This window comes from Streptomyces sp. WAC04114 (genome assembly GCF_019733245.1).
Classification (GTDB): Bacteria; Actinomycetota; Actinomycetes; order Streptomycetales; family Streptomycetaceae; genus Streptomyces; species Streptomyces massasporeus_A.
Map to the genome: position 1 here is coordinate 1 of NZ_JAIGQA010000090.1, position 13340 is coordinate 13340.

At 69.7% G+C, this 13340-nt stretch carries 9 protein-coding genes; 3 read left to right on the plus strand and 6 right to left on the minus strand.

Annotated features, from left to right (window positions below):
• From K4G64_RS22455 to K4G64_RS22465, 3 genes are all read left to right on the plus strand, one after another.
• On the plus strand, window positions 1–846 hold an 846-nt coding region (locus K4G64_RS22455; protein ID WP_221757819.1), incomplete at its 5' end, for a hypothetical protein.
• Between the two features lie 230 nt (window positions 847–1076).
• Window positions 1077–2348, plus strand: coding sequence for a nucleotide sugar dehydrogenase (locus tag K4G64_RS22460; protein WP_221757820.1), 1272 nt, complete (start codon window positions 1077–1079; stop codon window positions 2346–2348).
• On the plus strand, window positions 2345–4108 hold the full coding sequence (locus K4G64_RS22465) for a glycosyltransferase (RefSeq protein ID WP_221757821.1): 1764 nt from the start codon (window positions 2345–2347) through the stop codon (window positions 4106–4108). Before K4G64_RS22460 ends, K4G64_RS22465 begins: the two co-directional genes overlap by 4 nt.
• A 75-nt stretch (window positions 4109–4183) precedes the next feature.
• Here K4G64_RS22465 and K4G64_RS22470 read toward each other — a convergent pair whose 3' ends face one another.
• The 6 genes from K4G64_RS22470 to K4G64_RS22495 form a co-directional block, all read right to left on the minus strand.
• Window positions 4184–5608, minus strand: a complete 1425-nt coding sequence (locus K4G64_RS22470; RefSeq protein ID WP_308122461.1) for a polysaccharide deacetylase family protein — start codon at window positions 5606–5608, stop codon at window positions 4184–4186.
• Between the two features lie 59 nt (window positions 5609–5667).
• Entirely contained in the window at window positions 5668–7110 is a 1443-nt protein-coding gene (locus K4G64_RS22475; protein ID WP_221757823.1) for a cellulose binding domain-containing protein, read from the minus strand.
• A 162-nt stretch (window positions 7111–7272) separates the two neighbouring features.
• Window positions 7273–9402, minus strand: coding sequence for a 3-hydroxyacyl-CoA dehydrogenase NAD-binding domain-containing protein (locus tag K4G64_RS22480; protein ID WP_221757824.1), 2130 nt, complete (start codon window positions 9400–9402; stop codon window positions 7273–7275).
• Window positions 9399–10616, minus strand: a complete 1218-nt coding sequence (locus tag K4G64_RS22485; protein ID WP_030838745.1) for an acetyl-CoA C-acyltransferase — start codon at window positions 10614–10616, stop codon at window positions 9399–9401. The genes K4G64_RS22480 and K4G64_RS22485 overlap by 4 nt, the downstream gene beginning before the upstream one ends.
• Window positions 10617–10865: 249 nt before the next feature.
• Window positions 10866–12155, minus strand: a complete 1290-nt coding sequence (locus K4G64_RS22490) for a ribonuclease D (protein ID WP_221757825.1) — start codon at window positions 12153–12155, stop codon at window positions 10866–10868.
• Window positions 12156–12341: 186 nt separating this feature from the next.
• Entirely contained in the window at window positions 12342–13004 is a 663-nt protein-coding gene (locus K4G64_RS22495; protein ID WP_003993737.1) for a response regulator transcription factor, read from the minus strand.
• Window positions 13005–13340: the final 336 nt, after the last annotated feature.

Sequence of the window (13340 nt, forward strand, 5' to 3'; positions counted from 1 at the left end):
ACCGACGGGTACGCGCACCTGGCCGCCTGGCGGCCCACCGTGCCGGGGGAGTCGGGGCTCGTGCACACCACGCACTTCCGCCCCGGGCTCGCGCCCCTGGACTGGGTCCCCATCGGGCACCCGGACCAGAAGGGCGACCGGACGGGCCCACCGGCGGTCGCCGTCGACGGCGCGGGGCGCGGCTACGTCTTCGTCCGGAACAAGGGCGGCGGGGTGAGCCTGCGCAACCAGAAGGTCAAGGGCGGCTGGGGCGGCTGGCTGGACCTCGGAGGGCATGACGTCGAGGGGGAGTTGACCGCCGTGGCCGGGGAGTCCGGGCTCGTGGAGGCGTACGCCTGCGTGCCCGGCGGGATCCTGCGCTGGCGGCAGGAGGGGGACGGGAAGAAGCCGGTGCAAGCCGAGGGCGTGGACGCGCCCGTCCGTCCGGGGACTCTGCGCGCGCTCGCCACGTCCGCCGAGCGCACCACCCTCTTCTTCACGAACCTGTCCGGAGACCTGTGCGCCTGGCGTCCCGGTGAGAAGCCGGTGACCCTGCTGGCGGCGGCCGGGCCGGGGCCGGTCTCCGCCGTGCGGTGTGTCATCGAGGGGCACGACTGCACCGTGCTCGCGCAGCGCTCGGCGAGCGGCAGGGTCGCCTTCGCCGCGTATCCGACCGAGCAGGAGCCGGCCGGTGCCTGGTGGACCGAGTCCGGGCCCCCGCTGCCCGCCGACGCCGTGGTGTCGGTGGCGCTCGACGAGCACGACGAGGTCGTCGCCGCCTCCCTCTCGCCGTCGACCGGGACCGTACGGCTCACCCGCCGCAAGGACGAGCCCGGGCTCGCGCTGGAGGCATGGCGGGAGATCTGACCGCCTTCAAGAAGCGGAACTGATCCCTTCATCTTGAGGCTCTTGACGCACCAGACACATGAGATGTGTCAAGGGTTGTACAGATGTGTACGTGACAAGGCGCACCTTGGGTGAACATGGTCATAAAGTGAAGGTCTTGTTAACCTCCTCGGACTTGTTCGATTTTGCTCGGGGGGCCGGTTGCTGCTGCGTCTGGCCGACGCCGTGGCAACGGGGTTGGGGATGAATTCGTGAGCAGATCCTCCACGGTGGATCTTGTCGTTGTCGGACTCGGTTACGTGGGGCTGCCGTTGGCCAGGTCCGCCGCGGCCGCGGGCCTGAAGGTGGTCGGTCTCGACCGCAGCCGACGGGTGGTCGAGGGACTGAACGCCGGCCGTTCGCATGTCGACGACATCTCCGACGCCGAGGTGCGCGCCATGCGCGAGCAGGGCTTCGAGGCCGTCGACCGGGCCGACGTGATCGCCGACGCCGCAGCGGTCGTGGTGTGCGTGCCCACGCCGCTCACCGAGCACGGCGCCCCGGACCTCGGCGCGGTGCACGCCGCCGTCGATGACATCGCCGCGCACCTCACCGCCGGCACGCTCGTGGTCCTGGAGTCGACGACGTACCCGGGTACGACCGACGAGGTCGTCCGGCCGCGTCTGGAGGCCGGGGGCCTGCGCGTCGGCGTCGATTTCCACCTCGCCTTCTCGCCCGAGCGCATCGACCCGGGCAACCCCTCCTTCGGCCTGGAGAACACCCCCAAGGTCGTCGGCGGCATCACGGCCGACTGCACCAAGGCCGCCCGCGCCCTCTACGAGCGGTTCGTGAACCGGGTCGTCGAGGCCAAGGGCACCCGCGAGGCCGAGATGGCCAAGCTGCTGGAGAACACGTACCGGCACGTCAACATCGCGCTCGTCAACGAGATGTCGATGTTCTGCCGCGAGATCGGCGTCGATCTGTGGGACGCCATCCGGTGTGCTTCCACGAAGCCGTTCGGGTTCGCGCCGTTCTACCCCGGCCCGGGCGTCGGCGGGCACTGCATCCCGATCGACCCCAACTACCTCTCGTACAAGGTGCGTTCGCTGGGCATCCCGTTCCGGTTCGTGGAGCTGGCGCAGGAGATCAACCAGCGCATGCCCGTGCACGTGGTGAACCGGGCCGCCGATCTGCTCAACGACCAGGGCAAGGCCGTGCGCGGCTCCCGGGTCCTGCTGCTCGGCGTGACCTACAAGCCGGACATCTCCGACCAGCGCGAGAGCCCGGCCCTGGCCGTCGCGGAGAACCTCCTCGCCCGCGGTGCCGAGCTCGCCTACTTCGACCCGCGGGTCGAGGACTGGCGCGTCGCCGGTGCGCCCGTCGAGCGGGCCGAGGACTACCTCGCTGCCGCCGAGGCCGCCGACCTGACGATCCTGCTCCAGCCGCACCGCGAGATAGACCTCGACGAGCTGGCCGACCGTGCCCGGGCGCTCTTCGACACCCGGGGCAAATCCGCCGACCACCCGCGGGTGGTCAAGCTGTGACTGCCGACGATACGTACATACCGGGAGCCGTCGACTCCGGTGGCCGTCGGGCCCACCGCAAGCGGCGGCACCTGAAGGTTTCGTACTTCGTCTTCCTGGGTCTCGCCGCGCTGATCGCCACCCGGCTCGACGCCGGCTCCCTGCACCTGTACTCCATGGGTGCCATGGGCCTGCTCGCCCTGAAGATGTTCGGCGCCCTCTTCTACCGTCCCGCCAAGGCCGGGCGGGAGGAGCTGGAGTACCTGGAGAATGCCTGGGTCACCGCGGTCATCCCGATCTACAACGAGGACCCGGTGATGTTCGAGCAGGGCATGCGCAGCCTTCTCGCGCAGAGCCGCCTGCCGAACGAGATCCACATCATCGACGACGCCAGCGCCAACGACTCCGGCATCAGGGCCGCGAAGAAGATGCGCCGGGAGTTCGAGGCGAAGGGCGTCAAGTACACCGTCAGCGTCCAGCCCGAGAACAAGGGCAAGCGCGAGGCGCTGGCGCTGGGCTTCGAGGCGGCGCCGTACTCCGACATCTTCCTGTGCGTCGACTCGGACACCGTGCTGTCCCGGGACACCGTGCGCGAGCTGCTGCTGCCGCTGGCCGACGAGAAGATCATGGCCTCCACCGGCATGGTGCTGGCGCTCAACCACGACAGCAACATCTTCACCCGCCTCCAGGACCTGCGCTACGGCAACTCGTTCCTGTTCGAGCGGGCCGCCTACTCGCGGCTGAAGTCGGTGCTGTGCTGCTGCGGCGCGCTCTCCGCGTACCGCGGCACGCTGGTGCGCAAGTACCTGCCGGACTTCCTCAACCAGCAGTTCCTGGGCAAGCCGGCCGTCTTCGGTGACGACCGCCGCATGACCAACTACTGCCTGATGGAGGGCCAGGTCGTCTTCCAGGAGACCGCCGTCGGCTACACGGCCGTCCCCGAGAAGCTGCCGCACTTCCTGCGCCAGCAGGTGCGCTGGAACAAGTCCTTCTTCCGCGAGTCGCTCTGGGCGTTCCGCCACCAGAAGAAGTACCGGCCGGCCTTCTGGCTGACCTGCATGGAACTCGCCCTGTGGCTGGTCTTCGGCTCGGCGATGTTCTATTCGATGGTCATCCTGCCCATCATGAAGCCCCAGCAGTTCGTCAACCACATCGGCGACTACCTGGTCTTCATGGTGCTGATGGGCTACCTGCGCAATGTGCGCTACCTGGACTTCCCGCGGCGCGGCATGGGCTTCATCAAGCGCTTCGGCATGTTCCTGCTCGCGCCGATCTACGGCGTGATCCAGCTGACGCTGCTGACCCCGCTGCGGTTCTACGCCCTGTTCACCCTCCACAAGGGCAGTTGGGGCACTCGCCAGGGCGGTGTCGAGGTGTCCGTGGCCGGGGACCACGAGAGCGATGTGACGGAGATCTTCGAGGAAGAGGACCCGTACTCCGACAAGAAGGTCACCGAGACGCTCCAGTTGATGCGTCTGGAAGGCGTGGCGCTGCGCACCCGGCCCCGCCCGACGGGCGGCATCCCCTCCCAGCCGCAGCCGATCCCCGGCTACGACGAGGAGCAGCATGCCGCCGTTCCGCAGCAGCGGGTCAGCTGGGGGGCGCCGGCACCGGCCGGGCAGCCGCACTGGCAGGGCGGGCACCCCGGGCACCCCGACCCGTACCAGCAGCAGTACCCGGGCCAGGGCAACGGCCCGCAGCAGGGCGGATATCCGCCCCAGGACCCGTCGTGGCAGCAGGGACAGGGGCAGGGCCCGGGCTACGGGCAGGGCGGCTGGTAGAGCCGCAGGAGAACGAAGAGAGGGGCGGCCGGGGGGCCGCCCCTCTCTTGTGCGTCCGGGCCGGACGCCCGGGCCTCAGGTGTAGGAGGCCATGGCCTCCTCGACCGTCAGCACCGGGATGTCACGGTCGTCGATCGCCTTCATCAGCGTCTCCAGACCCGCCTTGCCGATCTCGGTGCTCGTGGCCGGGGCGCCTTCGGTGACCTTGTGCAGGCAGAGGATCAGCCAGTCGCCGCTGCCCACGCACCGGTCGAGCCGGCCGCCCGCGCCCGTCAGCTTCGACAGGGCCGTGCCGCCGATCCCCGTGCCGTCGTTGATGCCCGTCAGCGCCTTGAGGCGGTACGGCATCGCCGGCGCGAACGACTCGATCGTCTCGGAGATGATCGACCGGGCCGTGGTGAAGTGCCGGCTCGCGATCTGGTCGACCGGGACCCCGTCGGAGGTCTTCTGGAACGCGCCGTGCGGATAGGCGAAGTGCTCGCTGGTGAAGCCGTTGGACACCAGCCACTCGCGCAGCTTGCGGAAGTCGTCGTCGGCCTGCTCGGCGGTGAGCTTGGGGTAGCTGGCCGTGTGGACGGCGTTCGCGTACGAGTGGCCCCCCATCTCCCAGCCGGAGAAGTCCTGCATCGACCGCATCTGGTCGAGCGTCAGGAAGTTGCCCGTACCGATGGCGTCGGCGATGTTGTAGACCGTGCCGGGGAAGCCGAAACGGTCCATGACCGGCCGGGCCAGGTCGTGGACGGACTTGTGGGAGTCGTCGAAGGTGATGGAGACGACGCCCTTGGGGAAGACCGAGACGGTGTCCGGTATCAGCTCGACGGCCTGCAGCCGGTAGGTCACCGGACCGCCCGCGTTGTCGTACACGGCGAACGACATGTCGGTGAAGCCGGTCTTCGTGGACGGCTTGCCGTCGGCGCCGATGGAGTACGTGCCGGCCGCCGCGCCCACGTCCGCCCACTGGAGGTGGACGGTCACCCACTCCCCGGACTGCACATAGTTCGCGGACGTCTTGGAGTGGACGTGGTGCGTCCAGGCGAAGTGGTTCGCGAGGGAACCGCTGCCCAGGTAGAAGACGAGCTTGGACAGGTTCGTCACGTCGTCGACGCGGAAGACCAGCCGGATCATCTTGCCGGTCATGCTCATCGCGGTCATGCCGGTCTTGCGGACGTAGGACTGCTTGCCGCTGCCGTTGGTGGTCACCCGGACCGACTGGGTGCCACGCACGAAGACCGACTTGTCGTTCGCCTCCGCCGACGTGGTACCGGCGCCGCCGGGCGTCCAGCCGTGGCCGGACTGGAACTGCTGGGACCACGTGGCCCGGCGGTACTTGGGGCGGCGGCCGGAGGGGGCGTAGAGGGGAGGCGTGGTGAGGCCTCCGATGCCACCCGCGGCGGCCGGGGCGGCCGCGGGCTGCGCCACCACCTTGCCCAGCCACGCACCGCCGCCGGCCATGGCGACGCCTCCCGTACCGCCCATCAGCAGCGCGGAGCGCCTGCTCACCACCGGCTTGTCCTCCGTTGCCTCCGCAGCGTGCCTGTGGGCGCCGGACCGCCTTTTCCTCACCGGGACTCCCGAACCGTGTCGAAGTAGTTCATGCCCTCGTCGGTGAAGCCGTCGACAGCGGACTGCACCTGTTTCGCCGAGAGGGTGTCGTTCGCGTTGTAGTAGAGCCAGTCCACCTTCATGTCCCAGGCGCGTTCGCCCTTGAACGGCAGATCGATGAACCAGTGGTTGAAGTTCACGGACATGTCCGCGCGCGGGGCGTACTTGCCGTTGCTGAGGAAGAGCTTCTTGCCGTCGAGCCAGTAGGCCACGACGCCGTCCTTCACCCGGATCAGCACGGTGTGCCAGGTGTCGAGGCTCTTGTTGGTGGTCTCGTAGACCCGGTCGTTCGTCTTGTGGTCGAACCAGGTCACGGTGTCGAGCTTGGGGCCGGGCCGGCCCCAGCCGCCGTTCGGCATGTACTCGTTGTCCAGCTCGCTGTACTTCGAGCCCTTGCCGCCGATGGTGTAGAAGGTCTGGTTGACGTGGTCGCCGGAGTCCCCGGTGGTCGGCTCGTCGCTGAAGTGGATCCGGGCGGCGTAGGTGCCGTCGCGGAACTTGCTCGCGGCGGTGCCGAGGCTCGCCTGCTTCGTCCCGGCCTTGGTGCCGTCCGTGCTCGCCCGCAGGTTGAGCACCTGGCCGTCGGCGTGGGAGCCCTCGGCGGTGGGGAAGCTGACGCCGCTCGCGGACCAGGTGCTCTCGACGCCCGGGCCGCCCTTGCTGGTGCGGACCAGCCAGCCGTGCTTGAACAGGGCCGGGTCCTTGGGGCCCTGGTAGTTGAAGTCGTCGAACAGCACCCCGGCCGGAGGGGCCGGGACGGGGGAGGGCGCCGCAGCCTTCGCCGCGGCCTTCTTGTCGTCGCTCGCCTTGGTGCCGTCCGGCTCCTCACCCCAGGCGAGGACGCCCCGCTTGTAGGCGGTGACCTTCTCCGCCTCCTTGTAGCTGGTCATCTCCGCGTCGAAGGAGCGGTCGTCGGACTGCTTCAGCTTCTTGTGGTCGGTGCGGAACAGCTGGAGGTCGATGCCCTTGCTGTTGGCGCCGGGCTTCAGGCTGCCCGCGGCGGCCGTGAACCGGACCTCCAGATAGTGGTCGGCGGTGTCGGTGGCCTTGTCCATCGCGACGATCCGCCCGGCCACGTTCGAGCAGCCGAAGACGACGTTGACGCAGTTGAAGGCGTACGAGGCGCCGTTGTCGGCGGTGAACCAGTACCGGAGCGTCACATCGCTCAACGGCACTGCCTTGTCCGTGTCGTTGAAGATTTCGAACGACGGCTTGGCCGCGGTCGCCGTCGCCGGGGTGTCGGTCCGGTAGCGGATCTTCAGCTCGGGCGGATCCGGGTTCGCCGCCTTCCACACGGGATACAGCGCCGTGCCGCCCGCGGCGACCACCGCCACGAGGAGCAGGAGCCTGATCTTGGGCCAGACCCGGCGTCGGGGTGTTCGGCGACGAGGGGACGCCACGCAGGACTCCTTCGAGGACACCCGGCGGTCTGGGGTGGAGACCGTCAGAGTCAGGTAAACAATGGTCGGATTGTGTGAGGATCTTATCTGTGGCGGCATGCGGAAAGGGGGGCGGGTGCACGGATTGTTACCGTACGCCCCACCCCCCTCAGGGGTTACGCGTTACGCCGGGACGCTCGCGACGCCCTGCGCGAGGAACCGCTTGCCGTTCACGCGCTCGGAGACACCCTCGCGGTCCAGGTACGGCGTGATGCCGCCCAGGTGGAAGGGCCAGCCGGCGCCCGTGATGAGGCAGAGGTCGATGTCCTGCGCCTCGGCGACGACGCCCTCGTCGAGCATGATGCCGATCTCCTGCGCCACCGCGTCGAGCACGCGGTCGCGGACCTGCTCCTCCGTCAGGACGGTGTCGCCCTGCTTCAGCAGCGCGGCGACCTCGGGGTCCAGTTCCGGCTTGCCGGAGTCGTAGACGTAGAAGCCGCGCTTGCCCGCCTTGACGACGGCCGCGAGGTTCGGGGAGACCGTGAAGCGGTCCGGGAAGGCCCGGTTGAGGGTCTCCGAGACGTGCAGACCGATCGCCGGGCCGACCAGCTCCAGCAGCACCAGCGGGGACATCGGCAGACCGAGCGGCTCGACGGCCTTCTCGGCGACCTCGACCGGGGTGCCCTCGTCGATGACGTTCTGGATCTCGCCCATGAAGCGGGTGAGGATGCGGTTCACGACGAACGCCGGGGCGTCCTTGGTGAGGACCGCGGTCTTCTTCAGCTTCTTGGCGACGGCGAAGGCCGTGGCCAGCGAGGCGTCGTCGGTCTTCTCGCCGCGCACGATCTCCAGCAGCGGGAGGACCGCGACCGGGTTGAAGAAGTGGAAGCCCACGACCCGCTCGGGGTTCTTGAGCTTCGACGCCATCTCGGAGACCGACAGCGAGGAGGTGTTGGTGGCGAAGATGGCGTGCGCCGGGGCGACGGCCTCGACCTCCGCGAACACCTGCTGCTTGACGCCGATCTCCTCGAACACGGCCTCGATGACGAAGTCCGCGTCCGCGAAGCCCTCGGCCTTGTCCAGCACACCGGACACCAGCGCCTTGAGGCGGTTGGCCTTGTCCTGGTTGATACGGCCCTTGCCGAGCAGCTTGTCGATCTCGGCGTGGACGTAGCCCACACCCTTGTCGACGCGCTCCTGGTCGATGTCGGTCAGCACGACCGGCACCTCCAGGCGGCGCAGGAACAGCAGCGCGAGCTGGCTGGCCATCAGACCGGCGCCGACGACACCGACCTTGGTGACCGGGCGGGCCAGGCTCTTGTCCGGGGCGCCGGCCGGGCGCTTGCCGCGCTTCTGCACCAGGTTGAACGCGTAGATGCCGGAGCGCAGTTCACCGCCCATGATGAGGTCGGCGAGGGCCTTGTCCTCGGCGTCGTAGCCCTGCTGCAGGTCGCCGTTCTTGGCGGCGGCGATGATGTCCAGGGCGCGGTAGGCGGCCGGGGCGGCGCCGTGCACCTTGGAGTCCGCGATGAAGCGGCCCTTGGCGACGGCCTGGTCCCAGGCCTCGCCGCGGTCGATGACCGGGCGCTCGATCTCCAGCTCGCCTTTGAGGACGGCCGCGGTCCAGATCAGCGACTGCTCCAGGAAGTCCGCGCCCTCGAAGATCGCGTCGGCGATCCCGAGCTCGAAGACCTGCTTGCCCTTGAGCTGCTTGTTCTGGTTGAGGCTGTTCTCGATGATCACCGAGACGGCCTTCTCGGGGCCGATCAGGTTCGGCAGCAGGGCGCAGCCGCCCCAGCCCGGGACCAGACCGAGGAAGACCTCGGGCAGCGAGAACGCCGGCACGGCCGCGGAGACGGTGCGGTAGGTGCAGTGCAGACCGACCTCGACACCGCCGCCCATCGCGGCACCGTTGTAGTACGCGAAGGTCGGCACGGCCAGCTTCGACAGCCGCTTGAAGACCTCGTGGCCGCCCTTGCCGATGGCGAGGGCGTGCTCGTACTCCTTGAGGATCTCCACGCCCTTGAGGTCGGCGCCGACCGCGAAGATGAACGGCTTGCCGGTGAGGCCGACGCCGACGATCTCGCCGTCCGCCGCCTCCTTCTCGACCTGGTCGATCGCGGCGTTGAGGTTCGCCAGCGAGGCCGGGCCGAAGGTGGTCGGCTTGGTGTGGTCGTGGCCGTTGTCCAGGGTGATCAGGGCGAAGCGCCCGGCATCGAGGGGGAGGTCGAAGTGGCGTACGTGCGCACTCGTGACGACCTCGTCCGGGAACAGCTCGGAAGCCTGCTTGAGAAGCTCGGCGGTGGTGCTCACTTGTCCCCCTCGAAGTGCGGGTTCTCCCAGATGACCGTCGCGCCCATGCCGAAGCCGACGCACATGGTGGTCAGGCCGTAGCGGACGTGCGGCTGCTCCTCGAACTGGCGGGCCAGCTGCGTCATCAGACGGACGCCGGAGGAGGCCAGCGGGTGGCCGAAGGCGATGGCGCCGCCGTACTGGTTGACGCGCTCGTCGTCGTCGGCGATGCCGTAGTGGTCCAGGAAGGCCAGGACCTGGACGGCGAAGGCCTCGTTGATCTCGAACAGGCCGATGTCGGAGATCGACAGGCCCGCCTGGGCCAGCGCCTTCTCCGTGGCCGGGATCGGGCCGTAGCCCATGACCTCCGGCTCCACGCCCGCGAACGAGTAGGAGACCAGGCGCATCTTCACGGGGAGGTCGTGCTCGCGCGCGAAGTCCTCGGAGGCGATGAGCGAGGCGGTGGCGCCGTCGTTCAGACCGGCCGCGTTACCGGCGGTGACCCGGCCGTGCACACGGAACGGGGTCTTCAGACCCGAGAGGTTCTCCAGGGTCGTGCCCGGGCGCATCGGCTCGTCGGCGGTGACCAGGCCCCAGCCCGTCTCACCGGCCTCGGGGGAGGTGCGGCGGACCGAGACCGGCACCAGGTCGGCCTGGATCTTGCCGTTGGCGTACGCCTTGGCGGCCTTCTCCTGGGAGCGCACGGCGTACTCGTCGGCGCGCTGCTTGGTGATCTGCGGGTAGCGGTCGTGCAGGTTCTCCGCGGTCATGCCCATGAACAGGGCCGACTCGTCGACCAGCTTCTCGGAGACGAACCGGGGGTTCGGGTCCACGCCCTCGCCCATGGGGTGGCGGCCCATGTGCTCGACACCGCCCGCGATGGCGATGTCGTAGGCGCCGAAGGCGACGGATCCGGCGACCGAGGTGACGGCGGTCAGGGCGCCGGCGCACATGCGGTCGATGGAGTAGCCCGGCACGGACTGCGGCAGACCCGCGAGGATCCCGGCGGTGCGGCCGATGGTCAGGCCCTGGTCACCGATCTGCGTGGTCGCGGCGATGGCGACCTCGTCGATCTTCTTCGGGTCGAGTCCGGGGTTGCGGCGCAGCAGCTCCCGGATCGCCTTCACGACGAGGTCGTCGGCACGGGTCTCGTGGTAGATGCCCTTCGGGCCCGCCTTGCCGAACGGGGTGCGGACGCCGTCGACGAAGACGACGTCCCTGACGGTACGAGGCACGATGGCTCTCCTCCAGGGTCAGGATCTGCATTGCTGCTGCGATGCGCTGAGCGCGCGCTCAGGCCCATGCTACTTGTGGGTAACGTAGCTGCACACCCCTGACAGGCGGAGCGGCGAAGGTCACATCGCCGTGAGGGCAGCGCCCTGCCTTTCAGGGACGCGGGGAACTGCGCGAGCAGCCCAATACGGCCCGCACGCTCGTACGGCCCCTACCGAGGCGGCGCAGTGGACCCCAGGCGTCTCCCGTTCTCAGGCGTCCTTCGCGGACAGTGCCTCCACCAGCACCGGTGTCACCTGCTCGACCTGCCACTGACGCGCGCCATGACCTGTCAGCGCAGCCGCCACGGACTCGGCGTCGACGACCGCCGGCGGCTCCCAGCACACCCGCCGCACGGTGTCCGGCGTGATCAGATTCTCCTGCGGCATGTTCAGCCGCTCGGCCAGCGCCGACACCCCGGCCCGGGCCGCGGACAGCCGCGCCGCGGCGACGGGGTCCTTGTCGGCCCAGGCGCGCGGCGGCGGAGGCCCGGTCACCGGCTGCCCGGGCTGCGGCAGCTGCGCCTCGCTCAGCCCCTTCGCCCGGTCCACCGCCGCCTGCCACTGCTCCAGCTGCCGTTTGCCCACGCGGTGGCCGAAACCGTTCAGCGCGGCCAGCGCGTGCACATTGGCCGGAAGCGCCAGTGCGGCTTCCACGATGGCGGCGTCCCCGAGCACCTTGCCCGGCGACACGTCCCGGCGCTGCGCGATCCGGTCCCGGGTCTGCCACAGCTCCCGTACGACGGCCAGCTGCCGCCGCCGGCGCACCTTGTGCATGCCGGACGTACGCCGCCACGGGTCCTTGCGGGGCTCGGGCGGCGGAGCCGAGGCGATCGCGTCGAACTCCTGGCGGGCCCAGTCCAGCTTGCCCTGCCGGTCCAGCTCCTTCTCCAGCGCGTCGCGCAGGTCGACGAGCAGCTCGACGTCCAGCGCCGCGTAGCGCAGCCAGGGCTCTGGCAGCGGCCGGGTCGACCAGTCGACGGCGGAGTGCCCCTTCTCCAGGACGAAACCCAGCACACTCTCGACCATCGCGCCGAGGCCGACCCGGGGGAACCCGGCGAGCCGCCCGGCCAGCTCCGTGTCGAACAGCCGCGTCGGCATCATACCTATCTCGCGCAGGCACGGCAGGTCCTGGGTGGCGGCGTGCAGCACCCACTCGACGCCGGACAGGGCGTCGCCGAGGGCGGACAGGTCGGGGCAGGCCACGGGGTCGATGAGGGCCGTTCCGGCGCCCTCGCGGCGCAGCTGCACGAGGTAGGCGCGCTGCCCGTAGCGGTAGCCGGACGCGCGCTCGGCGTCGACGGCGACGGGCCCGGACCCCGCCTCGAAGGCGGCGATCACCCGGGCCAGGGCGGTCTCGTCCGCGATGACGGGCGGAATGCCCTCACGCGGCTCCAGCAGGGGGATCGGCGCCTCCGTAGCAGAAGATCCGCCGTCGTCCGGAGGGGCGCCTCCGGTGGTGCGCAGTGAGCTGTCTGCTGCGGTGTCGTGGGCGTCGGTCACCTGTCAAGGGTATCCATGTATGGACAGCGCCCGCCGACGGAACGTTCCGTCGGCGGGCGCTCGAGGGTCGCAAACCAGTCATGTCGGGGAAGCGGCGGGTTCACGAACCGTGAGTGACGTGAACGGGGCCGACGGCCGACCCCGTTCACGTGAATGAATGATCACGGCGGGTCACGGCGGGCCGGGTCAGTGGATGATCCCGGTCCGCAGCGCCACCGCGACCATGCCGGCACGGTCGCCCGTGCCGAGCTTGCGGGCGATGCGGGCGAGGTGGCTCTTGACGGTGAGGGCGGACAGGCCCATCGAGACGCCGATCGCCTTGTTCGACTGGCCTTCCGCGACCAGCCGCAGCACCTCGACCTCGCGGCCGGACAGTTCGCGGTAGCCGCCCGGGTGGCTCGGGGCACCCGGGGGGCGGCGGTGCAGTCGCGCGGCGGCGGCGCCGATGGGGGCGGCGCCCGGCCGGGTGGGGAGCCCGACGTTGGTACGCGTGCCGGTGACGACGTAACCCTTCACTCCGCCGGCGAGTGCGTTGCGCACGGCGCCGATGTCGTCGGCGGCGGAGAGGGCGAGCCCGTTGGGCCAGCCCGCGGCGCGGGTCTCCGACAGCAGGGTGAGGCCGGAGCCGTCCGGCAGGTGGACGTCGGCGACACAGATGTCGCGGGGGTTGCCGATGCGGGGACGAGCCTCCGCGATGGACGAGGCCTCGATGACGTCGCGCACACCGAGCGCCCACAGGTGGCGGGTGACGGTGGAGCGGACGCGCGGGTCGGCCACGACCACCATGGCGGTCGGCTTGTTCGGGCGGTAGGCGACCAGGCTTGCGGGCTGCTCGAGGAGAACGGACACCAGGCCTCCTGGGGTGCGGGACGGGGCCGGCTCGCGGGGGTGAAGCCGGGACGAACCGTGCTTTCAAGGTCACAGTCGTCTTCGGCACCGAACCCGTCCGCCTTTAGAGAATGATCACGATTCGGTGATAACAATCCGTGCAATTCGGACACGCGGTCGATCATTCGAAGGCCGGACGGTTTCGGTCTGCGTCGGTACGCGGTCGAAAGTGGCCGTATCGACAAAGTGATTCGGCCAAGAGGGGTACTCAGGTGTGATCGTCGACCGGACATGGTTGACCGCCCCGCACAAGGTCGATCAGTGCGGGGCGGTCGGGGGTCGATCAGAGGTCGTTCA